This is a genomic window from Microcoleus sp. (assembly GCF_049646505.1).
Classification (GTDB): Bacteria; Cyanobacteriota; Cyanobacteriia; order Cyanobacteriales; family Microcoleaceae; genus Microcoleus.
Window position 1 is genome coordinate 15,624 of the sequence record NZ_JBARVX010000336.1, and the last position, 24,770, is coordinate 40,393.

A 24,770-nucleotide genomic window follows, 5' to 3' on the forward strand; every position below is an offset into this window, starting at 1 on the left:
ACAAACTTTAAGCTGTGGTAATACTTACCACTTTGCCGCCGCGTTTGTTGATTTGTTGCAAGCGGCTTGAAAGCTGTTCGTAAGGTACGAGATATTCGGTAGTAGTCCGCCGCACTTGGGGCGAAAACTTAGCCGCACCTTGCATTGCGGTGACTCGATAGAGTTTACCGCGATCGCCCCCGGCCGCGCCAGCTAGAGATTGTCCGCTAGAGGCTGTGTATATCGGCGATGCCGTATTTCTCGCGACTTCCCAAGTTAACCGCGCTTGGGTTTGGTTTTGCGAGCGATCGCTATTTGCGTAGCCGCGGTACAGTTGAAACATCCGGTTAAAACCGACGGTTTTTTGATTTCTTTGAGTCGAGAAACCGCGATAGTAAGGCACTATACTTTCGCCAAAATTTTCTTGATATTCAACGGAGTCAATATAAGAATTGATTTCAGCTTCGTAGCCTTCGGCATTGTACAAATCAACGTGGAAAGCAATTTCCGACTCGTCGTAAGGAGCGCGGCCCAACAAATGTTTGTAGTTTAGTTCTATCAACCGCGTTTGCGAGTTCGGGTAGAAAAACTTTTTCCGATAAATTTCGGACTGAGCAATTGACCGTACAAAATCTTTAACTGAAATCTGTCCTTGCATCAGCAGAGATTCAGCGCTGGTAACTCGCTCGCTGGACATTAAATACTCGTTGCCGAAAACTTGCCTGTAAGCTGCGCGAATTACTGCTTTCGCATCATCTTGCGTCCAGTGGGGGCGAAGTTCTACCTGTCCCGCTTCTTCAAATGCTTTTATTCCCAATCTTTCGGCTGCACCTAATCCCGCCATCTTTAGCTTCTCCCTTTTTTGGTTTAAAAACTGAAAACTTCTTAAAAAAAAGTATTTGGAAAACTAGGCTAAGATCGCAGATGCCCGGAATCGTAAACAACCGCTAACACTTTAGCTAACAGCAGCTTACAATTCCGGGCATCACGCAAATCTAGCTCAGGGCGTTGATTGCGTAGTCGAGGTAGGAATTAGCTTCCACTGCGGGGTCGCCGCTCAGGCCGTGGTTGCCTTTGATGTACTTGAGAGCTTCAACGTACCAGCTAGGGGACAATTCAAATGTCCGGTTGATTTCGTCGATGCCTGCAATCAGGTACTCATCCATTGGGCCTGTGCCGCCTGCAACTAAGCAGTAGGTCACCATCCGCAGGTAGTAGCCGATGTCGCGGGCGCACTTGGCTTTACCGGTTGGGGTAGAAGCGTAGTTGGGGCCTTGCATTTGTTGGGTGTACGGGAATTTGTTGTACACTGCTTGGGCTGCACCGTCGATCAAGCGCTGAGAGTTGCCTGTCAAAGCTTTGGCAGCTTCTAAGCTGGCGGATGCTTGGCGGAAACGACCGAAAGCTGTTTGGATTTCGGTGCTGCTCAAGAAACGGCCTTGAGAATCTGCTGCTGTGACTGCTTCAGTCAATGGGGTCTTCATAGTTTTGCTTTCTCCCTAATGTTTGCGGTTTTTTTGTACGAATGCGATTTGTAATAGCGATCGCGCTATTTGACAAATTTGGTTGCAATGGCTGGGGTTTAGCCTACTGCGGAAGCGGCGCGATCGAAGTAGCTGCCGACTTCAGACATCAGGGAGTTGCAATCTCCACGAGTTACACCGTTGGGATCGTTAGCGATCGCCAAAGCGGCTTCTTTCATTTTTTGAACGCCAGTTGCTACGGAAGCGCCGGGTGTTCCCAATGCCAAGTAGGTTTCGCGAAGGCCGTTCAAGCAACGGTCATCGAGGACGCTGGCGTCGCCTGCGAAAATCGCGTAGGTGACGTAGCGCAAGATGATTTCCATGTCGCGCAAGCAAGCTGCCATGCGACGGCTGGTGTATGCGTTGCCGCCGGGGGCGATCAACTGAGGCTGCTCAGCAAACAAGGAGCGAGCTGCATTGGCAACAATGCTGGAAGCGTTGCTGGTGATGCGGTTGACTGTATCCATGCGCTTGTTGCTTTCTGCAACCATTTGGCTCAGGGCATCAAGTTGGCCTGTTGCCAAAAATTCGCCGCGAGCGTCTGCTTGGGAAACCACTTTTGTAAATGCGTCAAACATGAAAGAACTCTCCTACTTGAGTTAATTGAGTTTGGTTGCGGTATAAAACCGTTAAGTTAAATTTGTTCAGGCCGTTAAACCTGCAAGGGTTGAAGGTTGACGCCGGCTACTGGGCCGATCGGCTCCTTCTCTCCTTTTCCGCTACCTGTACTATTGTGACATTGCAGCGGACATTTAAGAAACCTTAGAAAATTTTACACCTTTTATGAGATGCGACAAACCTTGTTAATCAGTGTTTTTGTTAACTTGCGTCTGTCGTTTCAACCTTCTTATGACCTTTATACAATGCTCGCAGGCTTTTGTTTATTACAAATTATTACAGGAACTTATCCCTCTGAGAAGGTAAATCGAGGGTAAAAAAATGCTGGCTAATCTACTCCTTAAGATAGATGCGGGGTATTAGTTAATAAGCATGAGTTTGGTTAAATCGCCTGTTTGTGACCGTGGGACTGCACCGAATTCTCCTGCAGTCCGATCGCACTCAGAGCTTTGCCGCCCCAAAAACCCATTGTTAAGAAAAGTTAAGGAAATTAAAGTTTTGCCACAAGAGGGCAGGGGAATAGAGAAAACAGCCAAAATTCTGCCCGATCGGTTCTACGATCGGACACTCCTGATTGTGGATTCAAACAGAAACGGCAGGCTTCGCCAGTCTGGCGTTTTGGAGCAACGACATTTCGGTAAAATCCAATAGGTTGCCAGGGCGATCGGCACAGCCACAGCTTTTACCGAAAATATCAGCACTTAACGATAAAACTCAGCCTTTGGCGCTTGGGTAAAAGCCGAAAGAATTGCTAATTTTTAGTAGTAAGGTGGATAAGTGCTATCAGCGGTAAATCTACCAACCGATCAAGAAAGGCAGAGATAGAGAAGTGTCTAGCTTCCTGCTTCTTACCTCGAACCAATACCTATGCAATATCCATAGGCTGTAGCTGTCCGGCCGCAACCACCTTTATGCCCCACGCTCGATCGTAATTTATGTCTTCTTTAAATTCTCCCTCTTCTTGGCACACCGTAGCAATTGACAAAACCCTCAAGCAGCTAAACAGCAACAAAGACGCTGGCTTGAGCAGCCAACAGGTGTCAGAACGCTTGCAGCAATACGGCCCCAACGAACTCGAAGAAACAGGAGGCCGCAGTCCGTGGTCGATATTTATCGATCAGTTCACCAACATCATGTTGATAATGCTGATGGGTGTGGCCGTGGTTTCTGGATTCTTAGACATCAAGTCGGATAATTTTCCCAAAGATGCGATCGCCATTTTTGCGATCGTCATACTCAACGGCATTCTCGGCTATTTCCAAGAACAAAGTGCTGAAAAAGCCCTCGCAGCCCTCAAAAACCTCGCTTCCCCCCTAGTCAGAGTCCTGCGGAACGGCAAAACTTCGGAAATAGCAGCCAAAGAACTCGTACCAGGAGACGTGATGCTGTTGGAGGCTGGGGTAAAAATAGCAGCAGATGGCAGGTTGATCGAAGCATCAAATCTGCAAGTCAGAGAATCTGCCTTGACGGGAGAAGCAATGGCAGTTACCAAGCAAGCTGAGCTAGAACTTGCCGAAGATGCTTCCTTGGGCGATCGGCTAAACCTAATTTTTCAGGGTACAGAAGTTGTTCAGGGGCGCGCCAAGGCGATCGTCACCAACACCGGAATGCAGACTGAACTGGGCAAAATTGCCGCCATGCTTCAGTCAGTAGAAAGCGAACCGACTCCCCTGCAACAGCGGATGGGACAGTTGGGAAATGTTCTAGTCTCCGGCGCCCTCGGCTTAGTCGCAGTTGTCGTCATCGGCGGCATGATTACCTTCAACAACGGCGGCATCGGGTTAGATACCAGCAGATTTGAAGAATTGTTGGAAGTTTCTCTCAGCATGGCTGTGGCTGTAGTTCCCGAAGGACTCGCAGCAGTTGTGACAGTTACTTTGGCACTCGGAACTAGGCGGATGGTGAAGCGAAACGCCCTGATTCGCAAACTTCCTGCTGTAGAAACTTTGGGTTCGGTGACTACCATTTGTTCCGACAAAACAGGTACTCTGACTCAAAATAAAATGGTCGTTCAGCGAGTGTCTACGGGCGACTGTACGATCGGGATTGGAGGCGACGGCTATGCCCCGATCGGAGATTTTACCGATCGCCATACCTCGACCCAAATTAATAATTTAGAAGAATATCCAGAACTCGAATCTTTATTAATTGCCTGTGCCGTTTGCAACGACGCAGTATTGCAGCACGAAGAGCAAGAATGGAAGATTTTGGGCGACCCCACCGAAGGATCTCTGCTGTCTTTAGCGGCAAAAGCAGGCATTTATAAGGAAAAACAGTGTCAATTGCTGCAGCGCACGGCGGAATTTCCTTTTTCTTCCGAACGCAAGCGGATGAGCGTGATTTGCGAAGTGCCGGGTCGATCGGGACATTCGGGATTTCCAGCAGAAAACGGACAGCAGCAGAATTATTTGATGTTTACCAAAGGTTCTCCAGAGTTGACTTTGGAGCGCTGTAAAGGCATCATAATCGGCGATCGAGTACAACCTTTAAATCAGGAAATGCGCGATCGCATCCTCGCCGAAAACAACAACATGGCAAGCGAGGGTTTGCGAGTCCTCGGATTTGCCTACAAAATCTGGGAAAACCTGCCGCCCGAAGATTCTGACGAAACCAGCGAACAAGACATGATTTGGCTGGGACTCGTCAGTATGCTAGACGCCCCGCGCCCGGAAGTGCGCGAAGCTGTGGCGAAGTGCCGCGATGCAGGAATTCGGGTGGTGATGATTACAGGAGACCACCAGTTGACAGCAAAGGCAATTGCTAGTGATTTAGGTATTGCACAAAGGGGCGATCGAGTTCTCACCGGTCAAGAATTAGAAAAACTCAGCCAAGAACAACTCAAACAGCAAGTCGAACACGTTAGCGTTTACGCCCGCGTTTCCCCCGAACACAAATTGCGAATAGTCCAAGCTTTGCAAAGTTGGGGCAAATTTGTCGCCATGACAGGCGACGGCGTTAACGACGCACCCGCATTGAAACAAGCCGATATCGGCATCGCAATGGGAATTACCGGCACCGATGTCAGCAAAGAAGCTAGCGATATGGTGCTCCTCGACGACAACTTCGCCACAATTGTCGCCGCCGCTGAAGAAGGGCGAGTGGTTTATACCAACATTCGCCGCTTTATTAAGTACATTTTGGGCAGCAACATCGGCGAAGTTTTGACAATTGCGGCCGCACCATTAATTGGTTTGGGAGGAGTGCCGCTAACGCCGCTGCAAATTTTGTGGATGAACTTAGTCACAGACGGCGTTCCCGCTTTGGCCTTGGCCGTGGAACCGGCCGAACCGAACGTGATGAACAAGCCTCCTTTCAGCCCGCGAGAAAGTATTTTTGCGCGGGGTTTGGGTTCTTACATAATTCGGATCGGGATTATTTTTGCAATTTTGACGATCGCGATGATGTCCTGGGCTTACGGATATACTCACGCTCCGGGACACAGGAATCCAGAGGCTTGGAAAACAATGGTATTTACAACTCTTTGTTTGGCGCAAATGGGTCACGCGATCGCCATTCGCTCTAACACTCGGCTAACTATCGAGTTAAATCCCTTCACTAATCTTTTTGTTTGGGGAGCTGTAATTGTTACTACTGCTTTGCAATTAATGCTGATTTACGTTCCACCGCTGAGAGCATTTTTCGGCACTCACTATTTGTCGCCCTTTGAATTGATGGTTTGCTTCGGTTTCAGCGCCCTAATGTTTGTCTGGATTGAAATGGAAAAACTGTTCGTGCGCTTGTACAACAAAACTCGTAAATAGTGTTAACGGCTGACGGATAATGAGCGATGTTTCATTATTCGTTAGACCCTTCACATTTGGCGCGAGTCTAAACACTATACATTGCGAACACAACGCTCCGCAAAAAAGCAATTGCAGAAATTCGCCCTTGAATAGGTAAGGTGCTCTTCGGCGCACCCTACGATGACTGTATTACCAATAACCAATAACCAATAACCAATAACCAATAACCAATAACTAATAACTAATAACTAATAACTAATAACCAATAACCAATAACCAATAACCAATAACCAATAACCAATAACCAATAACCAATAACTAATATTATGTATTTGAAAACGCTGCACCTACGGCAGTTTCGGAACTACTTCGATCAAAAGGTAGCGTTTGACGCTCCCAAAACCATTTTAGTAGGAAATAACGCTCAAGGAAAATCTAACTTGTTAGAAGCAGTAGAGTTGCTTTCTACCTTAAAAAGCCACAGAGTATCGCGCGATCGCGATTTAATCCTCGACTCCAAGCCGATCGCCCAAATTGATGCTATGCTAGAACGTCAAACCGGAGCGATCGACCTATCTTTAACACTGCGATCGGGAGCGCGCCGCAGCCTGAAGCTCAACGGCGAGCCGCTGCGCCGCCATTTAGACTTTTTGAGCGTCTTAAATGTAGTACAATTTTCCTGTTTGGATTTGGACTTAGTGCGCGGCGGGCCCGAAGGAAGGCGCAATTGGATCGATCGGCTAGTCATCCAATTAGAGCCGATTTACGCTCACATTTTGCAGCAGTACAACCAAATTTTGCGCCAGCGCAACGCTCTGTTAAAACGTTCTAAAGCAATCAGACAAGCCGAATTTTCCGAAAATTTTGACAAAAACCGATTTTTTGCACCCGAAAGTCCCGAACCCGAACATACCCAAGACTCGCCAATTCCCAACTCCCAATCCCCCATTCCCAGTTCAGAATTAGCCTTGTGGGATGCACAGTTAGCGACAGCGGGCGCTCGCGTGATCCGCAGGCGCGATCGAATTTTGGAGCGTTTGATGCCGTTAGCTCGCAATTGGCACCGTTCAATTAGCGGTTCAGCAGAAGTTTTAGATGTGAAATACGATGCTAATATTGAAGTAAGCTCGGAATTAATTGGTAAAGACAATCTCGAAGGAGTGCGGCAAGCATTTTTAGAAAAAATTCAAAAAAGGGCGATCGCAGAACAGTTTCAAGGAACCACATTAGTCGGCCCCCACCGCGACGACATTATATTTACAATTAACAATACCCCAGCTCGTCAATACGCATCCCAAGGCCAGCAGCGAACTCTCGTATTAGCATTAAAATTAGCCGAATTGCAGCTTATTGAAGAAGTCGTAGGCGAAGCGCCTTTACTATTGCTAGACGACGTACTTGCAGAACTCGATCTAAACCGCCAAAATCAACTTTTAGAAACAATTCAAGAACGATTTCAAACTCTAATTACTACGACTCACTTAGGCGCTTTTGACAGTCAGTGGCTGCGACAAACCCAAATTCTCTCCGTTGCTTCTGGACAAATCAATCGATTTTAGATTTGAGATTTTAGATTGATATCGTATCCGGTGCATCTACTGCGATCCGGTTTGTAGTGCCGACTTGCAAGCGCTCCATATCGTCGCGGAAAGTCCGCAGGCGCTAGCCATTTTTGTTGTGGTGGTAATCGACCGGACATGATATGATTGACGGATTAATTGACGAATTAGAGATTAATAAATCAATCAATTTTTTGTTTTTAGATCGGGTATTTGAGATTGATTGGCGGATTGATTTTAGATGATAAATTAATCAATCAATAAAAAAATAGAGATTGATTGACGATTGATTTTAAATTGGAGATTCGTAAATCATATCAAATCCTCTCTTCATCGGAATAGTAAATTCACTGTTAACAGTCAACAGTTAACAGTCAACAGTCAACAGTCAACAGTCAGTAGGGGCGGTGGATGGTGCGGGCCCGCCCTCTTAACAGTCAACAGTCAACAGTCAACAGTCAACAGTTAACAGTTAACAGTTAACAGTTAACATCATGTATGAGTGCAACCGGAATTGATATCAATCCCTGTGAGATTGACAAACTGTACTTTTCATGGTATCGCTACCACACATAATAAAAGTTTGACATTATTTGACATTGTTAGCTCAATTCGAGATACGATAAAGGTTAAATTTGATTGCCGCTTTCGCTTCCTTTTTTCTAACCCCTATGAAGCATTACATTTCCCGTCTGTTAGCCCTCGTATTAGTTGTTGTCATCGGCGTAGCTGGCTGTACCAATGTTCCCGCCACTCTGAGTGGAGACTACGGCCAAGACACATTAGCATTAGTCAGCAGCTTGAGAACAGCGCTGACTTTGCCAGAGGACGCGCCGGAAAAAGCAGCCGCTCAAGCCGCTGCTCGCACAAGTATCAACGATTTTTTTGCTGCATACCGCCGCGATCCCGCTCTTGCCAAGCTGACATCTTTCACAACAATGCGGACGGCCTTAAACTCTTTAGCAGGACATTATAGTTCCTATCCAAACCGTCCCGTTCCTGAAAAGTTGAAAAATCGTCTTGAGGTAGAATTTCAGCAGGTAGAATCTGCTCTTAATAGAGGAGCTTAATCTCAAAATTCGGGGAGCAAAGATAAATTTCAATAATTTATCTTTCATCCTTGATATTTGAGTGTTAACAATTTCGCTCTCCTGAACTTTTGGCGATCGGTTAATATAATCTATGGTAATGGGTAACGGGTAAGAAGTCACGAATCGATCGCCAATTACCTTTTTCCAATTACCCATTCCCCCGCAGCAAAATATACATTTTTCCCCAACCAAATATCCGAAAGAGCCGGCGATTCCTTAACGCTTCACCGAGATATGCTGCTAGGTACTCTGACATCTCTCCACCTTCGTTTAGAGTTTCCCAATGCCCGGTAGCTGACTGTGGATATTCTACACAGAAAGTCCTCAAGCTCCTAAAGTAGTTTTAAACTGAACATCTTGCACCATTGTTAAGAACAGGCAAGATGCCTGTTCCACAACAAGTGCATTTTATTGTGGGGTGGGCCGGAGAGCCCGCCCATAAAAAGCTTATTGAAAATGGTGCAATATCTCAGTTTAAACCCAATTTTTCGAGAGTTCGCGACTAGATTTGTGTCAAGATCGAGTTCTCCAGCAACACCTCAAAGCAATGAACTCTCTTTCTGCACTTTCGATCGGCAAAATACCTCAATGCCACGCATCAGACAGCTTCGCCGTTACCATAGCGCCGTTATCTGTAGAAGAAATATACACTTTGGCAGATGACCCCGCCAACGGAGCCGTGGTAATGATGAGCGGTACAGTCCGCAACCAAACTGACGGTCAAGCTGTAGTTTCCCTAGAATATCAAGCCTACGAACCGATGGCCGTGCGAGTATTCCAGCAAATCGCTACGGAAATCCGCCGTCAGTGGGCCGATGTGAATCGGGTTGCCATTCACCACCGCGTGGGACACTTGCAGGTGGGGGAAATCAGCGTACTGGTAGCTGTTGGCTGTCCCCACCGCGACTCGGCGTTTGCAGCTTGTCAGTACGCCATAGATACGCTCAAACACAACGTACCGATTTGGAAAAAAGAACATTGGGCCGACGGTTCTAGCAGTTGGGTTAGTATTGGAGCGTGCGAAGTTGTCGGTCATTAGTCATTAGTCATCAGTCATTAGTCATTAGTTATTGGTTGTTTGTTATCAAAGCTTTTCGGGATCGTGTCCCATGCCCCAGTCTCCATCTCTTCCCCTGTTTGGGAACTTGTGACGATCGGTCAGCGTCAACAACTGTGGAATGTTCGATGAGCCAATTCCACCCATGAGCGACTTTATTTCCGTGTCCTGGTCTGCGGTTGTGGCGACCGTTCAAAGAGTGCAATTGCCAGCCGAAAAACTCTCTAATTATGACTTGGTGTTGCGGTGTCAGGAAGGAAATCGACCTGAGACTGCTGCCTTTTCAGAACTGTTAAAGCGGTATCAATCCCACGTAGACAGGGTTCTCTATCACTTAGCCCCTGACTGGCAAGACCGAGCAGACTTGGCTCAGGAAGTCTGGATTCGTGTCTATCGCAATGTTAACCGCTTGCAAGAGCCTGTTAAATTTCGGGGCTGGCTGAGCCGCATCGCCACTAATTTGTTTTACGACGAGTTGCGGAAGCGCAAGCGGGTGCGAACTCCGCTATCGCTAGATGTACCCCGTGCCCTGGAAGACGGGGAGGTCGATTGGGAAATTGCGGCAGACAGTCCGGGGCCTGATGAAGATTTGACGACTAGAGAATTTTACGACGAGTTGCGGGTGGCGATCGCAGATTTGCCGGAAGTATTCCGCACGACAATTGTTTTGAGAGAAATCGAAGGTTTAGCCTATGAGGAAATAGCGGAAATAACTGGAGTTTCTCTGGGAACGGTCAAGTCGAGAATTGCTAGAGCTCGCCAAAGATTGCAGTTGCAATTGCAAAAATATCTCGACGGTCATTAGCAAGAGTAATTTCCGAGGCGGTTCAAGCAAATTTGGTGATGTTTGCTGTGACATCAAAACTTCTTTTTGAAAATATAAATAAGCAGTAAATCATTTTAAGAGCGATCGCGTGATTCCCCCAATTTTGAGCAAGTGGTGTGAAATATGAATAGTAACTTTGAATCAGCAAAAAATCAGAATCAGCAACCGATGGGGGATTCACTCGGTGAAACTCCATCTAACAACAATTATTCCCAGGGCAATGTAACTACTATGATGCGCGATCGTTTTGAATTGCTGAGTGCCTACCTTGACGGCGAAGTGACGGCGACAGAACGCCGAGAAGTTGAAGAATTGCTGAAAAATGACCCCGCGACGCAGCGTTTGTACTCGCGACTTTTGAGTATGCAGCGAAGTTTTAGCTCAATGCCGGTGCCGGCTGCGGAACAATCGGCACAGGATTTGGCGGCGAAGGTTTTGCAGCGGGTTGAACGCAAGACGAAACGAAATTGGGTTTTGGGTGGAGGGGCGATCGCAGCTTTGTTGATTGCGGCGGTGTCTGGTGTCGCTGGCGGCCGCCAATTGTTTGCTCCTCAGTTGGCGACATCGCCGGTTCCTGCTGAATCTGACGGTTTGGTTGTCGCTTTGAACGAGCCGGTAATGGAGATTCTTAATCCCAACGATTTGATGCTTGGGGTGAATGCGCCGGTGATGGATATTCCGAAAGTTGATGTAGCAAGCCCTCACAAGTTATTGCCAAAGGTTCAGTAGGATTGATGTTTTGAGCAATAATAAAAGTTATTAAGCCCCCTGAAAAACGGGGGCTTGCTCGTTACCAGGCTCTGCCTGGTAATGCAGGTGCGGAGGCTCTGCCTCCTTTGAGGAAGGCAACTTACAGGAGAGAGGACTGTAGGAGGTGTTTAAGTTATTAAGTTTTCGAGCCTAAGCTCCCTAAAAAAGGGGGCTTTTTGCTGTTTTTCCCAGTTTTTCAAGGTGGATAGATCCTTTGACGCTTCCTCGGCTTAGAATGACGAATTGTGGGGCGATCGCATCTTGATATCCGAGTAGGTAGCCAGTGGAATTAGAGCGGGCGATTCCCTACGGGATAGCTTCGCACGCGCGTACTTTTGACGTGTTTTTTCGATATGGGCGATCGGCAACAGCAATGTCTCCTCAATTTCCTGCCGCACAGCAGGAGATACTACATTACAACTCACATCTTGCAGCAATGTCAATAAGGGGATTTTTCGCGGGGGAGGGCGGGTTTATTTAACCTTTATGCAAGCTTTAAGGCGTCGGGTGAACCCGCCCCTACAGCTTATTGAAAATGGTGCAATATCTCAGTTACAACGGATATTGAGGCAACCTAGCAGCAATTTCACTCCCGATCATCAGAAAATAGAGAAGGTAAATCCCGTTCTCCCCTCACGATCCGAACAATTTCAATTAAGTTGTCCAGCGCCCGATAAAGAATTATGTAACCTCTGATAGGAATTCCCCGCACAGAAGGAGCTAGTTCCTCGTAACTGCGCCCTATATTGGGGAACTTAACTAAATTACGACACTTTTTATCAAAGTCTTCAACAAATTGTTCACCTGCATCTATATTTTTAGTTGCAAAGTAATCGGTAATTTCATTGAGATCGCGACTGGCTTCAGGGGAAATAATGTAGCGGCTCATTGTTGATTTTCCCGCATTTTGCGAAATTTTTCCCGCAATCTAGCTATAACTACCTCCCCATCAATTCCTTCGCCGCGTTCAAGCTGAGCTAGTCCTGCTGCTACTTTTGGACGAGTTTCATCCACCCATTCTTGATAACCATCGCTCTGTTGCAGATCGCTTCTGTCTGCGAGTAGTTCCAACGCCGCAGCAATTACCTCATCCACCGAAGAATATTTGCCACTTTTGACTTGCGCTTCAATAAATTTATTATGGTCAGGTTTTAGAGTAATGTTCATGCGCTTTACTTCTAATAACTTTTAGCCATTATATCATTTCCACTGGCTCTCTCCGTGTAAAGGCGAAGGGGAGGGCGATGGCGAGCAATTAAACTCAATCGCACTTGTCACCGGTTTTTTGCAGATTGGCGATCGGCAACAGCAATGTCTCCTCAATTTCCTGCCGCACAGCAGGAGATACATTACAACCGCTATTGAGGCACTTTACCAGCAATTTATTAGCATCGTAATAATTCTTCAGCAATGACTTCTGCTGTTCGCTAAATTGCCAAACGCGACCCATATCGCGATACAAAATCATCATTTGTCTTAATCGCTTATCCCAAGCCTGACCGTTATCTTGCCACCATTTTGCAAATATCTCTTTGTCACTTTTTGGATCGGGCAGTTGTTCCAGAAGTTCTTGTATCCCTTGCCTTTGTTCAGGCTTAAGGGCAGGTACAAGGTCGCAGTCAAGAACAAGGTCAAGGTTAGGGACGAGGGTACGTTCAAGGGTAAGGCTGATGTAACCAAGAGTAGGCTCAAGCGCATCCTTAAGGACGGTATTCAGGGCAAGGTCAAGAGCACCTTCAAGTACAAGGTTAAGAACCTGTTCCAGAGCTTGTCCCACAACTTTTTTCAGATTAGGGTCAAGAGAAAGGGCAAAGCCGCAGTCAAGGAGGGGATATTCAAGGGTCAAGTAAAATGCTCTAACTGCCGCAGGTTTGTAGGCACAATCAACAGAAAGGGATTTTTTGTCGATCCATATTAGGAACTGCTGCAACTGCTCATCGTCAGCGACCAGTCCATCAACTTGCTGCTTAATTGACAGCAACAAGTCATCAGCTTTTTGCAACATCCCAACTGCTAACAACGAGACTTCTCGCCAACGCTTCTCGGTCAGGTGGCCGATCAGTTTTTTCAAAGCTTGTGGAGCAGAATTGTCAACTATTTCTCTAGCAGTAAAATACTCTTGAAATGTTAGATGAGAAAACGAATAAATCCCTCTTGCCCTTTCCACTAATAATCCATGTTGTGCTTCGATCGCCTTCAGCACAACCTCACTATGGATCTCCAACTGAACGGAGTCATTTGTGGCATCGGGCAAATTAGCTAGATAGTCGGCAATCAATTGCTGAACTGTGTTTTTTTCAAAAAAGTAATCGCCCCGATCGAAAGTAATAGCTGCCACAAAAGCAAGTAAATGTTTCTTGCGGCACAAATTCAAATCGTGATAAATTTCATCCCGTTGAATCCCTCTAGTTTCATCCCATTTTCTGAGCATTATTTCCATTCCTTCCTCATACAACTTGGCTCTGTTGGATGGAAAATTCGCTTTGGATTGGAATACTAAGCAAGTCAAATTTAACAAAATAGGCGTTACTGCCAGTTCTCGGATTTGCTGATTTTTTTGCAGTGTCAGCTTCTCTACAAATTGAGATGCTAAAGCTTTCCCTGCCTCCAGATTCTGGGAAAATGCCACAAACCAATTGCGGGCAAAGGCAGCGATTTGCTTATCATTAAAATCGGCTACCTCAACACAGGTAAATCCTTCGTCGTGAAATCTGTACTTAGCAGCGGCAATTCTACAGGTAATAATAAACTGATTGTTGTAATACTTTCCGGCAAAATGACGAATCTGTCTGACGACTGCATCGCTATCTGATTCTGGCACTTCATCTAAGCCGTCCAATAAAATCAAACCTCTGCCTTGACTGAGTGCGAATTCAGTTTGCGATCGCCCCTCAACTCCGCAACTGGCAAATTCGTCGCTGATATATTCTAATAAATCAAGATTAGGGATTTCAGCAAAGGTTTTGAGAGGGATAAAAATTGGTATTTTGTTTGCTTCAAATTTTGCCCGATCGCACTGAATGGCAATGTGTTTCAAAAAAGTAGTTTTACCCGAACCCGGTTTGCCCAGTACCATCAGTTTAGAGTGAGATTTCACCGCATCCAATCCTGGTACTCGTTTCTGGCGTACTTTACCTAAACCCAAGCGATTAAAGTTATCCGCATCTGGGTTGAAGTCTCTCAATAAATCGCTAATTTCTCCCGGCTGCCAACTGGTAATTTCCTCCAAAATGTTGACTTCAACGTAGAGGTTGCTGACATCAACGGGCTGTGCAATATCCAACAGTTGCATTTTGCTGTAAAGCTGTTGGATTTTGCTGTGGCATTTTTGCCGTATCTCTTCCACTACCGAATCAATAGGCTGTTGGCAAAAATCTCTAACCCCTTCAACCCCCCCTTGGTAAGGGGAGGCTAAAGGAGGACGATCGACAATTTCTTCCCAATCCAACTGCAAAACCGTGCAGAAAGCCCTAAAAGCATGGGCTTTAATTGGTTCTCTTCCTGCTAAAAAACGCCTCCAAGTTGGCAGCGATAGGCCATCAGCATAGGGCCCGGCCTCTGTCCAAGCGCGATCGGGTTCTAATGTTTGACTAGCTTCTACTAGCCATCTGGGGTCTTCTATCGTCGAGCCCCTCTCTCTTCTAGCTTGCCTAATTTTTACTAATCCCTCGTCAGAGGCTTTGAGGGTCGTCATTATATAATTTACTTTTGTATTTGTCAATGTCAATTTTAGATCAGTTTAGCGATCGCAAACTGAGTTTGTCAATACCCCAGCAACTAAGAGAAAATGATCCTGACAACAACTGCACGGCATAGGGGAAAAGTCAGGCATAAATCATGCAAACTTAATCGTTCAGAATGCCACTCTCTTTTTTCGGTAAAAAAGTACACCTTAAATAATAACAAAGGATAGCAAAATGAGAGAGAGTATAGATGAAATTGGGTCAGGTGGGATAGGTATAAAACTCATTGGCAAAATTGCCGATGAACTCAGTTATACCCGTGATGGTCTAAGAAACTGTTTGTTAATCGTCAAATATTTTCAGCCTGTACTACCCCAAGATAGCACTCAAGCTTGGGTTAAGCCGGCGATCGATGTTTTCAGCTTTAACTGGCTTACAAAGCAGCGAAATCGCCAGTTAGAACGAAGTTATAACCAGCCAATTAAAACAATACACCTTCAACTAAATACTGACATCAAAAGTGTTCCTCAAGTTTTGTGGTGGGTCGAGCAGTTAGAGGATCTACCCATTCCCGAAGCAGTTTTGCAGCAGTGCAAACTTGCTACGATAGAAGGGTTTACAAATGCTGTTCGCCACGCCCACAAAAATCTGCCCTTTCAAACTCCGATCGACCTTGAAATAACCGTATTTAACGAACGCCTAGAAGTCAAAATTTGGGATGTGGGAGAGCCTTTTGACATCCAAGCTAAGTTGCTTGAAGAATTGCCTGTTATTTGGAGCGAGCTGGGATGTATGCTTGACTAAATCTGTAATCGTCAACTTTTAACTAATAAGAAAATTATTTCTTTTGTGATGACTGCTAATACTGCTCCCAAGATTCTCGTGGTGGATGATGACCCATCCATCCGCACTCTAGTTCATCGTTTTTTAACTCAGAAATATCAAGTAGATTCGGCAGCAGATGGCGAGACTGCTTTAGCATTGTTTGAGGAATTTAAGCCAATGCTAGTAGTTCTAGATTGGAATTTGCCGGATACTACAGGCTATCATCTTTGCCAGGAAATGCAGCGCCGTACTAATGTTTTTGTGGTAATGCTAAGCAGCCGCACAGACGAAGCGGATAAAATTAAAGTCCTGTCTGCAGGTGCTGATGATTATATCTGCAAACCATTTGGTCTTCAGGAATTAGCAATGCGGATCGAAGTTGTGTTGAGACGGATGAGGTGTGTTACTCCATCGCGTATGGTATTCGATCGATTCGCGATCGATTCAGCGCGCCGAGAAGCAACACTAAACGACCAAATTATCAAGTTAACAGCTTTAGAATTTAATATTTTGTATTTTTTGGCCAGTCATCCCGGTAAATCTTGGAGTCGCCAACAGCTAATCGAAAAAATCTGGGGTTGGAACTGCAGCAACACAGAAGAAGAGAAAGTTGTTAGCGTACATATCGGTCAGATTCGCAAAAAAATGATTGAAGTTGATGCTACTGGATCGCAGTTTATTAAAACTATTCGGGGTTTTGGTTACAGGTTCGAGCCGCCCTCGCCCGCGGCAATGGCAATTTCCTCAGCTCATCGGCATTAACGCCTTATTTTGTGAAAAACCTATTTTCCCACGTCCCATCGGGCAGCCAGATGCCTCCTAAAGCACGAACGCGATCGGGTACCATGCAGTAAGCCCAAGCCGTGCCTAAAGGTTTGAAGTGTCGATCGCAGATTTCGATTTCCTGTCGCTGATATTCGTTTTCCGTCGGTTCTCGCAGCGGATTGTAGTCTTCTAGGCGGTCTAAATCGTCTAAAATGACCGCATTGGCGAAACAAAGGAGAAAACCGCAGACGATGCCTTCTCCGGCCACCATCGCAGGATAGCCGATCGGCAGCGCAAAAAGTTGACCGCGGGCGATCGCCGGACAAGCATCCACAACCTTTCCCTCGCAGTAGCGCCGGTAGTTGCACTCCCCCGGTTTGAGAGTACCGTAGACAAAGACTTTCATCGGGTAGGGCCTAACCGCTAGTTTTTGCTAAGATAGATGGCTAAGCTAATAGTTTAATTCTCGCGGGCGATCGCGACGGCAATCTTGATAAATTTCGTTGTTTACCCTTTCTTATAATTCATGACTCTAACAGTTAGTTTTATTGCTTTTGGACTTCAGCCCTTGTACGTGAGCTCTTTTTTGCCAGACCTGCCCCTCGACAGCTTGTTTTCGACTCAAGGGATTATGGTGATGCTGCTGGCCGCCTATGCGGGGGCGATGTGGATGTTTCTCACCAGTGCTCCGAAGGTACACACGGTGATGGTATCGGATCTCGGACAAGCCAGAGAGTTTTATGAAGGTATGCTAAACCTGCCCGTCGCAGAAGTGCCGCTGCATTACTACTACAATTACGAGCAAACCTTGGGAACCACTGGTATCGACCCCCTGTATTTGTCGCCGAATGTCGGCAGGGGAACGAGCTCTCAAACGATGGCGAGTCCCGAAGGTTTGTGGTACCAGTTGATGAAAAATACCCAACTGCACATTATTAGCGGGGCTGGTGTAGGGGAGAAAAATCGCCAGCGTCACGTTTGTTTCGATCGCGATTGTTTGGATCAGCTATTGATGAGGGTGCAAACTCGCGGCATTAGTTATAAGATTCGCCGGGAAAAGCCGCTGAATTTTTTGGTCAAGGATTATGACGGCCGCGTCATTGAAATGGCCGAGGTTAGTAATTAGATAAGAGTCGGCGGTTGAGAGTCGGCGGTTGAAACCGCGCCTATAGAAACGATGTCCGCCTCCGCGGACTGAAGATAATAACGTAAATTTAACGGCCTGTCTTCAACCCGCGGAGGCGGGTTTTGTCTGTGTCGCCGCGGTTTCCAACCGCCCGGTTTTCTGCGTTTCTGCTTTGTCAATTAATCTTAGCTTCAACGCTGGATTTTTCGGCTCCTTCTTTTATCTCTGAAATCGCTTTCCGGCTGAAGGTTTGGAAATACAGAGAAACAAAAAACTCTTTAACTGGGAAAACGATAAAAGTTAAAGGATTAATTGTCACGATGATATTGCGGACATCAGCTTTAGCTTGTTTGACAATTTGCTGCGCTACCCAATCTGGCGACATAATGCCGATCGGGTTTAAGTTGCTTTTAAACGGCCCTAAAATCAGCTTGCGAACGATGCAGGGCGCGTCCAGCCTCCGCAAAGTAACTAAATCTCCCAAGGCGCGTTTGCTGAGTTCGTACAGCGGGCTGACAGCGGGAATGACTTCTGCTTCTGAAGTATTGATCCAGACTTCTTTGCAAGCGATGTTTTCGTTAGTTCGGACTGTTAAGAAAAAGAGTTCCATCAGCCGCCACGCCGAAAAAGTGTTAATCTCGTATGAATTTGCGATCGCCTCTCCGGTTCTTTCTCCCTGTACGTTAATCCCGTGATTGATCACGAGAATATCGATTTTTTCTAACAATTGAGCTAAATCTGCCTCTGCGCCAGCGTGCCAAGTTACGGTTTTTACAGGGAAACTTTCGCCGTCTAAATTCAAAGTAATTTGCTCGTTTCCAGAGGATAGGGCGATAACTTTTGCACCAGCTTTGTGCAGGTGTTTGAGAAGCAAACGCCCTAAAGTTCCCGATGCGCCGGTGACTGCTACAGTTTTGCCTTTAAGAGAAAGTGCTGTGCCCATAAGTTTATCTATTAAGGTGAAAGTACCGCAATAGTAAGCATTTTGATTGTCGAAGTGATGCCGCCAATGATAAGGTTTATTAACGAACCAGTTGCCGGGGGTTGTCTGGAATTCTCCCGGTTGGTGGGTGATGTCGGTTAATTCGTCTGCACCTTTAATGCCACACGCGCGGGCGATCGCACTCAACAAAAAGCCTAAAGTATAAATACAACCTGCTGCTGCGCCCCAGTGATATGCCGGCAGCACAAAATAAGCTAAAACCCACAGCAACAAGCCCAAAACCATCATCGCCGCAGCTTCGGGCACATCGTGACGCCAGTGTGCTTGCTTGTAAATTGTCTCGCTGACAGCAGTCAAATTCGGGCGGAAAACGCGGTGATGCCAATTGTGCAGCTTTTGCAAAGGCGGCACATAATGAGACGCGACGTGATAAAAGTCTCGGATGATTTCTGCCCAAAACACAGAAGCTATTGCTACAGCGCCGACTATCCAGTAATTTACCATGCTCGCAGAAGTTAGAAATTTTAGATATTATATCATATCCGTCAGAAAAACACTTCGATCGCGGTCGTTATCGGCGGACATGATATTAGATATTGTCTGTTTTGAAAAAAAGCTTAAAATTGCTTTTATTGCTAGTCTGGCAGTTGACTCAGGCGTTTTAAAATCTGCAAAACGCGGTACAATTCATTGCCGGGATTGCGGATTACAAATTCTGGCGATAAGGCATACTGCGAAGTTTCACCTCTAACTAACTTGACAAAGCTGAAGTTAGCACCTGTGGAAATCATGCCAAAAGTAGGAGTTTCTGGATTCGGATCTGCCAGCATATATGTCAGGAGTTGGGCAAGTGCTTCGTCCGTTGAAAACGAAAGTTGTTTGGATTCAATTACTGTCACCCACAAGTTTGTTTTCATAATCAGGATATCTATTCTGCCTTCGATGATTCTGCCTTCGTCTTCCTCTTGAATGGATATCGATTTTTCGGCTTTGACTTGAAAAGGAGACTCAAACAAACCGGCAATAAACAAAATAGGGCTGACTATCGTGAGTTTGACTGCATTTTCCAACACGGGCGGGGTGTCTACCAAGTTGAAGTATATGTCTTGAACGCGATCGAGCAATTGTTTCTCGAAATCAGTTACTTCGGGCAAGTTTTCTTGCCATTCTCGGAAAAATTCGCTGTTGCGAACTCGCTGCAAGCCGAAGTTATCAATTAGATAGCGGAGGTTAATGTCTCTTGATTGAAGTTTTTGCATTATAATTTATAGAGTTTGAATTATTGGTAATAATTTTACCATGAGTGTCATTGCAACCGCAGATTGAGGCAGATAAACGCAGGTGAACGCAGATGGGTAGAGTTGATTTTGTTGAGGTTTTTGTTTATTTGGGTTTGAGATCGCCATTTTGCTGTTTTTGGGCTGCTTGCATTTGCAGCAATTGCGGTATGGTGACAAAACGGTATCCCTGCTGTTTGAGTTTGGGAATAATTGCAGAGACTGCCTCGACTGTTTGCTGGCGATCGCCCCCGCCGTCGTGCAACAATACGATCGCCCCTGATGTGGCTTGAGAAATTACAGTATGTGCGATCGTATCTGCAGGCAGTTGTTGGTAGTCTTTAGGGTCGATCGACCACATAACAACTACGTAATTTTTCTTTTTGGCATAATCTGCAAAACCGTTATTTAAACGGCCGCCTGGAGGGCGAAACAACAAACTTTTGGCACCAGTCGATCGATGAATGTGAATGCCTGTATAATCGATTTCATTCGATGCTGTTTTTTCGGTAACATCGTGATAGTAGTGATGCCACGTATGGTTGCCGATCGCGTTTCCGGCTTGTACAACTTTTTTAGCAATTTCTGGATATTCTCGCAGATTTCTACCCAAACAAAAGAATGTAGCCACAGCGTTGTGTTTCTGCAAAACTTCTAATATTTTCAAAGTTTCTGGTGAGGGCCCATCGTCAAATGTCAGGGCGATAACTTTGGAGTTGCTGATACTTGCTTTATAAACAATTTGGCTGCGAAATTGCGCCGGCGGTGCGAATACTAAAGGTTGTTCGGCGGGTTTCGGAGTCGGAGTTGTGGCGGGAGAAGGCTGTATTTGGGGTTTTGGCGGTTTCTGGAGGTTGGGCGGGAAATTGTCAAAAGGGGGGATTTGGGCGAGGGAATTGGAATTACCAGTTTGTGGGTTTTCTGAAAGTAGTAAAATTAGGGCGATCGTTCCAATCAGTATAATACTTTTAATCGCTAATTTTTTAGTAAATTTGGGATTCATTAACTGTACTATTTGCTGTTAACGATATAACGATAGCTTACAACTTTGTCTAAAATTAGATAAAATTCAAGATAGCAACGCATCATCACAGGAGAAAAGCCATGATTGCTCCGGCAAATCTCAGCCGCATCACGATTCCCCCTCTGGAAAATGGCGATTTGCTTAGCCGCGCAGAATTCGAGCGGCGCTATACAGCCATGCCCGCACTCAAAAAAGCAGAATTGATTGAAGGAATTGTTTATATGGCTTCACCCTTACGCTTTGAACCCCACGCCGAGCCCCATGCTCGCCTAATTACTTGTCTTGGCTTCTATGTTGCTTTTACCGCGCATACTCGGATCGGCGATAATCCCACCGTGCGTCTTGATGTGGATAACGAACCTCAACCCGATGCTGTACTGCTAATTGATGCCCAACGAGGCGGCCAAACTTGCCTTAGCGATGATGGCTATATTGAAGGTGCACCCGAATTTGTTGCCGAAATTTCTGCAAGTACCGCTACGATCGATCTGCGGGACAAAAAACGAGTTTACCGCCGCAATGGAGTCAAAGAATATCTCGTTTGGCAAGTCATGAATCGCCGGATAGATTGGTTTTCGTTGCAGGAAGAAGAATATATTTCTTTGCTTCCCGATGCTGAAGGAATTATCCGCAGCCGAGTTTTTCCGGGGTTGTGGCTGGCAGTCTCAGCACTTATAGATGGGGATATGCCAAGTGCAATCGCCACTCTTCAAGCCGGATTAAACAGTGACGCACATCAAGAATTTATCCAACAGTTAGCCAGCTTTCCAAATCCCGCTTAAATATCCCCTCAATCTCTTAGTCTGCGGAGGCAGACTTCGTTTGTATAGTCGCGGTTTCAACCGCCGAGCGAGCAATCGGGTAATCAACCCAGATTTGATATCATCCCCCTAAAAGCGACAAGTCTGCCGTGCCCTTTCATCCTCCGGTTCTTGCCAACCCCAAGAAAAATGACTCACCGCATTAATTTGCGGCGTTGCTGAACGAATTGCCTGCATTTGAATCTCCAAAGACGGCCGATTTTTCACAGATTTTCCCCAATCTCCGGCAATGGCAGGAATAATTTTTGCTCCCGGAGGTGCTAAACTCACTGTCCGCTCCACCTGCGGTACAATACAGCTTACATTGCCGCAGTTTCCGTAAGACATCGCGTGGAATTCGACAGCAGCCGGAAAGCTGTCCCAAGGCTGCAATCTCGAATCAAATCCGCCTTGATTTATCTTTTGGTTTGCGTTGGGAAAAAACACTGCTCCTACAGGAATTCCCATCCTTTGAGCTGGCGCAATTGCCATTCCAAAAAACTCTAAAACTCCTTGGACTGCGTGAGCAACGGTTAGTTGCCAGAGGTCTTTTTGCAGAATGCCCGTGTCGGGAAGCGGCGGTTTTGGTGTCGGTTTTGGCGCGGGAGTTGCAGCATTTGGCGATTTTGTGGCGGGAGTTTTTGAGGCTACTTTTGATGCGGCATTCTGTCTTGTAGAAGGGGGAGTTGCTGCTGCTATAGGTTGCGGAATTCGCCCCTGCCAAAGAGGTTGTTGCTCGGTCGGATACTGTTTGACTACTGCTTGAACGTCATTAGTATTGATAAATCCTTTGGTCAAATATCGCTGAATTAAATCTCGCCCTTGCTGGTTGTTAGCCCGCTGCAAAAGTATTTGCTGCGATGCTGGGCCGTAAATCCACAAGTCTTGAACTTTGGTAGCCACTGAAGCTGGCCCGACACCCCGCAGATAGCGAATGTAGTCGAATAACATTCCTTGCGGCCTGCGCTTGACTATTTGATTTACTAATAAAGTATAGTCTTGTCTTGCTTGCGGACTGTAGGGATCGATAAAGGCTTGATTTCCCGGAACTTCTCCGAAGTCGTCGTTAATTGTTGCGTCTTTAATTATTGTTAAACTTGTCTGGTTTTTACCGTTGAGGGCGAGGGTTTGCTGTCTGTCGGGACGCTGAGAATAGGTATAGCCAAAGTTCATGGCAAACAACCAGGCGTATACTTTTAAACCTCGCTGTTTGCCTTTGGCGATCGCCTTTTCTAGCAAATCATATTTCTCGTAGCCGCGATTTCTCAAAACCGAAGGCCAAGCAGTTGGATTGTCTGCTGCTGGGAGCAGCACTTGACCGTCGTAAAACACTTCGACATAGACTTGGTTGTAACCTTTATTGACAACTTTGTCTAATACTCGATCGATTTCTCCGGGCCTGACATCGCAGGGATACAAACGCAGCCAAACTGCTTGGGTTTGGGGCCAAGTTTTTTGGCGGCATTGTGCTATTTCCCGCGCGTGTTGCTTCAAAACAGCAAAATATGCTTGCTGGGATTCCGTTTTTCCTGACAGGGCGGCGCGGCGCAAGTCTTCTTTTTGATTTACCTGTTCTTTGGATAATTGGCAATAGGCTGATGTTTCGGCAAAGGCTGATTTATTTTCGATAAAAGGCAAAACAAGCTGGCTGATGAAGCTACTGGTTATCGCAGCAGTTACCGCACTTAAAAAGCGTCGCTGATGTTGAAAATTCGCGATGCGAGTTGGTGCAATTTTCATGGGATAATTGAATCGGGTTTTCTGGTTGAAATTGGTTTGCGATCGCCCAAAGGGATCGCGCAGACGCACGGCTACAAATTTTCTACTTTTTTCGGTTGACTTAGTTATGCCACAAGTCGATCGCACAATGCAAATTCTGTGGGGCGGCTATTTAGATCCTTTCTAAGTATTCTGGGTAGTGCCGAACCCTTAAAAAGCCCTCGCATTCAATCGACAATCTCATCGAGCCGCACCTTACGCGCAGGGTTCGCGGAAACAAACCCCAAACTTGTTTTGTATCGCTTTTTATCATAATAGTATGTCAGCTTGCATCTTTGTCTGGGACAAAGTTCGGGCAAACCTTCACCAAAATCTCGATCGCCCGCAATCGCTCTAACACCTGCGATCGGGTAAAACCATGTCGCCCAAAGCAAATTAAGACGGTGCTTCAAGGCGAGCCGGAGAGTTGCGCGATCGAATAACGGTCGGTCGCAGGTGTAGCAAATCAATCCGTCAGCACACAAAAATCAGCAGTCTCGCGGCAGTCTCGCGCAAGCAATCTCCAACCCCAAACGATGACTGCTATCCCTTTTTTATGACACACTTAAGTTTAATTCTGCGCTCCTGGCGATCGGCACAGTCAAAATTTTTAGCAGACAATGTAAAGTTTATTTATTTTTTTGTTCCAAAAAGCTCCTTAAATGACATGATATACTTGTGCTGGATTCACGCAAAGCAAGCGAATACTAGGCAAAACCAAGACTGTAACGCTATTTTGTGCATTTTCTGACACGTAAATTAAGGTTTTGGGCTGTGAATCGAGATTTTGACTTGAGCCTGCACCAACAAATGTTAACAACAATCATGAGGAAACTATGGAAGCACTAGCATTGAATCATTCTTTTGTTGCTTATGAATCTCCAGAGTCCGAACTCCAACTGGAATTGAAAATTCCTAATTCTGCATGGATAGGCGTTGCAGGTGTGGCAGTAGCCTTATCTGTTCTGGGCACCACTGGCGAAGCCCAGGCAAGTTGCCACTACAAGCGCTGCGGCGGCGGCCATCGCGGTCATCACAGCTACGCCAAAGTTGCCACCAACGGCGGTCGCCTGAATATCCGCCACCGCCCCAATGGCTGTGCTCATGTCATCGGCAAGTTATATCGTGGAGACCACGTAAAATTGACCGGTCGTTACAGAAACGGCTGGGCCCAACTCAAAGGTGGTGGCTGGGTTTCTACTGCCTGGATCTCCTAACTCTTAACTAGATCGCTTTACATTTCTAGCAAGAGTTTTAATCGTTACCCGATTCGGATCGGGTAACGATTATTGTAAAGAGGCATCGCGAGAATAATTGAATAATTGAATATCTGAAACTAAACTTTACCGCCGCCGATCAGATACAGTAAAGCCATCCGCACCGCTACGCCGCTGGTAACTTGCTGAGAAATCAGGCTAAACTG

General features: G+C 46.2%; 26 protein-coding genes. 14 read left to right on the forward strand and 12 right to left on the reverse strand.

The features are described 5' to 3' along the window. Positions 1-7 precede the first annotated feature (7 nt). From WBA89_RS17320 to WBA89_RS17330, 3 genes are all read right to left on the reverse strand, one after another. Positions 8-823, reverse strand: coding sequence for a phycobilisome linker polypeptide (locus WBA89_RS17320; RefSeq protein ID WP_194066803.1), 816 nt, complete (start codon positions 821-823; stop codon positions 8-10). 151 nt (positions 824-974) lie between these two features. Continuing rightward, positions 975-1,463 carry a phycocyanin subunit alpha gene (gene cpcA, locus WBA89_RS17325; protein ID WP_424408415.1) on the reverse strand — a complete coding sequence of 163 codons (489 nt, stop codon included), beginning with the start codon at positions 1,461-1,463 and terminating at the stop codon, positions 975-977. Between the two features lie 98 nt (positions 1,464-1,561). After that, positions 1,562-2,080, reverse strand: a complete 519-nt coding sequence (locus WBA89_RS17330; protein WP_193972088.1) for a phycocyanin subunit beta — start codon at positions 2,078-2,080, stop codon at positions 1,562-1,564. A 508-nt stretch (positions 2,081-2,588) separates the two neighbouring features. Between WBA89_RS17330 and WBA89_RS17335 the strand changes: the two genes are divergently transcribed. The 8 genes from WBA89_RS17335 to WBA89_RS17370 all read left to right on the forward strand — a co-directional run bounded on the left by WBA89_RS17335 (position 2,589) and on the right by WBA89_RS17370 (position 11,125). Further along, positions 2,589-2,771 (forward strand): hypothetical protein, encoded by a 183-nt coding sequence (locus WBA89_RS17335; protein ID WP_424408416.1) that lies wholly within the window; start codon positions 2,589-2,591, stop codon positions 2,769-2,771. A gap of 284 nt (positions 2,772-3,055) precedes the next feature. Next, positions 3,056-5,881 (forward strand): cation-translocating P-type ATPase, encoded by a 2,826-nt coding sequence (locus WBA89_RS17340; RefSeq protein ID WP_424408417.1) that lies wholly within the window; start codon positions 3,056-3,058, stop codon positions 5,879-5,881. Positions 5,882-6,189: 308 nt separating this feature from the next. Continuing rightward, positions 6,190-7,422 carry a DNA replication/repair protein RecF gene (locus WBA89_RS17345; protein WP_424408418.1) on the forward strand — a complete coding sequence of 411 codons (1,233 nt, stop codon included), beginning with the start codon at positions 6,190-6,192 and terminating at the stop codon, positions 7,420-7,422. A 286-nt stretch (positions 7,423-7,708) separates the two neighbouring features. After that, positions 7,709-7,891 (forward strand): hypothetical protein, encoded by a 183-nt coding sequence (locus tag WBA89_RS17350; RefSeq protein ID WP_424408419.1) that lies wholly within the window; start codon positions 7,709-7,711, stop codon positions 7,889-7,891. A 202-nt stretch (positions 7,892-8,093) separates the two neighbouring features. After that, positions 8,094-8,492 (forward strand): photosystem II protein Psb27, encoded by a 399-nt coding sequence (gene psb27 / locus WBA89_RS17355; protein ID WP_424408420.1) that lies wholly within the window; start codon positions 8,094-8,096, stop codon positions 8,490-8,492. Between the two features lie 568 nt (positions 8,493-9,060). After that, complete coding sequence (locus WBA89_RS17360) at positions 9,061-9,552, forward strand: molybdenum cofactor biosynthesis protein MoaE (protein ID WP_424408421.1); 492 nt, start codon at positions 9,061-9,063, stop codon at positions 9,550-9,552. Between the two features lie 163 nt (positions 9,553-9,715). After that, positions 9,716-10,375 carry a sigma-70 family RNA polymerase sigma factor gene (locus tag WBA89_RS17365; RefSeq protein WP_424408437.1) on the forward strand — a complete coding sequence of 220 codons (660 nt, stop codon included), beginning with the start codon at positions 9,716-9,718 and terminating at the stop codon, positions 10,373-10,375. Positions 10,376-10,519: 144 nt separating this feature from the next. Next, positions 10,520-11,125 (forward strand): anti-sigma factor family protein, encoded by a 606-nt coding sequence (locus WBA89_RS17370; protein ID WP_424408422.1) that lies wholly within the window; start codon positions 10,520-10,522, stop codon positions 11,123-11,125. 251 nt (positions 11,126-11,376) lie between these two features. Here the strand turns inward: WBA89_RS17370 and WBA89_RS17375 are convergent, their stop codons facing one another. The 4 genes from WBA89_RS17375 to WBA89_RS17390 all read right to left on the reverse strand — a co-directional run bounded on the left by WBA89_RS17375 (position 11,377) and on the right by WBA89_RS17390 (position 14,840). Next, on the reverse strand, positions 11,377-11,589 hold the full coding sequence (locus WBA89_RS17375; RefSeq protein WP_424408423.1) for a hypothetical protein: 213 nt from the start codon (positions 11,587-11,589) through the stop codon (positions 11,377-11,379). Positions 11,590-11,732: 143 nt separating this feature from the next. Beyond that, positions 11,733-12,035 carry a type II toxin-antitoxin system RelE/ParE family toxin gene (locus WBA89_RS17380; protein ID WP_424408424.1) on the reverse strand — a complete coding sequence of 101 codons (303 nt, stop codon included), beginning with the start codon at positions 12,033-12,035 and terminating at the stop codon, positions 11,733-11,735. Beyond that, positions 12,032-12,313 carry a ribbon-helix-helix domain-containing protein gene (locus tag WBA89_RS17385; protein ID WP_424408425.1) on the reverse strand — a complete coding sequence of 94 codons (282 nt, stop codon included), beginning with the start codon at positions 12,311-12,313 and terminating at the stop codon, positions 12,032-12,034. Before WBA89_RS17385 ends, WBA89_RS17380 begins: the two co-directional genes overlap by 4 nt. Positions 12,314-12,407: 94 nt before the next feature. Next, complete coding sequence (locus tag WBA89_RS17390; RefSeq protein WP_424408426.1) at positions 12,408-14,840, reverse strand: NACHT domain-containing protein; 2,433 nt, start codon at positions 14,838-14,840, stop codon at positions 12,408-12,410. Positions 14,841-15,063: 223 nt separating this feature from the next. On the opposite strand from WBA89_RS17390, the gene WBA89_RS17395 reads away from it, so the two are divergent. Further along, entirely contained in the window at positions 15,064-15,633 is a 570-nt protein-coding gene (locus WBA89_RS17395; protein ID WP_424408427.1) for an ATP-binding protein, read from the forward strand. 48 nt (positions 15,634-15,681) lie between these two features. Further along, entirely contained in the window at positions 15,682-16,416 is a 735-nt protein-coding gene (locus WBA89_RS17400) for a response regulator transcription factor (RefSeq protein ID WP_424408428.1), read from the forward strand. A 4-nt stretch (positions 16,417-16,420) separates the two neighbouring features. On the opposite strand, the gene WBA89_RS17405 is transcribed toward WBA89_RS17400, so the two are convergent. Beyond that, entirely contained in the window at positions 16,421-16,825 is a 405-nt protein-coding gene (locus tag WBA89_RS17405; RefSeq protein WP_424408429.1) for a gamma-glutamylcyclotransferase family protein, read from the reverse strand. Between the two features lie 120 nt (positions 16,826-16,945). Here WBA89_RS17405 and WBA89_RS17410 point away from each other — a divergent pair, with 120 nt between their 5' ends. Further along, complete coding sequence (locus WBA89_RS17410) at positions 16,946-17,545, forward strand: glyoxalase-like domain protein (protein ID WP_424408430.1); 600 nt, start codon at positions 16,946-16,948, stop codon at positions 17,543-17,545. A gap of 175 nt (positions 17,546-17,720) precedes the next feature. On the opposite strand, the gene WBA89_RS17415 is transcribed toward WBA89_RS17410, so the two are convergent. The 3 genes from WBA89_RS17415 to WBA89_RS17425 all read right to left on the reverse strand — a co-directional run bounded on the left by WBA89_RS17415 (position 17,721) and on the right by WBA89_RS17425 (position 20,768). Further along, positions 17,721-18,992 (reverse strand): bifunctional sterol desaturase/short chain dehydrogenase, encoded by a 1,272-nt coding sequence (locus tag WBA89_RS17415; RefSeq protein ID WP_424408431.1) that lies wholly within the window; start codon positions 18,990-18,992, stop codon positions 17,721-17,723. Positions 18,993-19,123: 131 nt separating this feature from the next. After that, the gene (locus tag WBA89_RS17420; RefSeq protein WP_424408432.1) at positions 19,124-19,747 is read right to left on the reverse strand and encodes a restriction endonuclease subunit R; all 624 of its coding nucleotides are present in this window, start codon (positions 19,745-19,747) and stop codon (positions 19,124-19,126) included. Positions 19,748-19,871: 124 nt separating this feature from the next. Continuing rightward, positions 19,872-20,768 carry a polysaccharide deacetylase family protein gene (locus WBA89_RS17425; RefSeq protein ID WP_424408433.1) on the reverse strand — a complete coding sequence of 299 codons (897 nt, stop codon included), beginning with the start codon at positions 20,766-20,768 and terminating at the stop codon, positions 19,872-19,874. A 101-nt stretch (positions 20,769-20,869) separates the two neighbouring features. On the opposite strand from WBA89_RS17425, the gene WBA89_RS17430 reads away from it, so the two are divergent. After that, a complete protein-coding gene (locus tag WBA89_RS17430) occupies positions 20,870-21,571 on the forward strand; it encodes a Uma2 family endonuclease (protein WP_424408434.1) in 702 nt (233 codons plus the stop codon). A gap of 108 nt (positions 21,572-21,679) precedes the next feature. Here the strand turns inward: WBA89_RS17430 and WBA89_RS17435 are convergent, their stop codons facing one another. Continuing rightward, complete coding sequence (locus WBA89_RS17435; RefSeq protein WP_424408438.1) at positions 21,680-23,329, reverse strand: family 10 glycosylhydrolase; 1,650 nt, start codon at positions 23,327-23,329, stop codon at positions 21,680-21,682. A gap of 314 nt (positions 23,330-23,643) precedes the next feature. On the opposite strand from WBA89_RS17435, the gene WBA89_RS17440 reads away from it, so the two are divergent. Further along, a complete protein-coding gene (locus tag WBA89_RS17440; protein ID WP_424408435.1) occupies positions 23,644-23,790 on the forward strand; it encodes a hypothetical protein in 147 nt (48 codons plus the stop codon). A 393-nt stretch (positions 23,791-24,183) separates the two neighbouring features. Continuing rightward, positions 24,184-24,564 carry an SH3 domain-containing protein gene (locus WBA89_RS17445; RefSeq protein ID WP_424408436.1) on the forward strand — a complete coding sequence of 127 codons (381 nt, stop codon included), beginning with the start codon at positions 24,184-24,186 and terminating at the stop codon, positions 24,562-24,564. Positions 24,565-24,770 lie beyond the last annotated feature (206 nt).